The following is a 395-nucleotide window of genomic DNA, read 5'->3' as shown; positions in this document are numbered from 1 at the left end:
AAATTAAGTTGGACGGTGATTAATATGCGTCCTTTCCAATACAAGAAACCACTGAATACAGGTGATTGTAGAAATCGAATTATCATTGAACAACCTGAAGTAATAAAAGATGAGTTAAATCAAGAAGTTGAAACAGGTAATTGGCAAGAAGTAAAAAAAGCGTGGGCAATGATAAAAACGGTAAAAGGTTCGGAGTATATGGAAGCTTCAGCTTCACAGTCTACACGAATGTATCGGTTTATCATTCCTTATGCAACAGGTATTACAGAATTAATGCGAATTAAAATGAAGGGTCGTATCTTTGATATTATCGAACCGCCAATGAATGATGATGAAATGTATCAAACATTGACTATTATCGCAAAGGAGCACGTTTAATATGAATGATTTTGCGA

General features: G+C 34.4%; 1 protein-coding gene. It reads left to right on the top strand.

Annotation, left to right across the window (positions count from 1 at the left end; genetic code table 11):
* Positions 1 to 24 precede the first annotated feature (24 nt).
* A complete protein-coding gene (locus tag JDS99_RS31075; RefSeq protein ID WP_199696507.1) occupies positions 25 to 378 on the top strand; it encodes a phage head closure protein in 354 nt (117 codons plus the stop codon).
* Positions 379 to 395 lie beyond the last annotated feature (17 nt).

Origin of the sequence: Bacillus cereus group sp. N6 (assembly GCF_016483705.1) — a bacterium.
GTDB classification, from domain to species: domain Bacteria; phylum Bacillota; class Bacilli; order Bacillales; family Bacillaceae_G; genus Bacillus_A; species Bacillus_A wiedmannii.
Note: the sequence above shows the minus strand (reverse complement) of the source record. Positions and strands in the feature narration are given on the sequence as shown.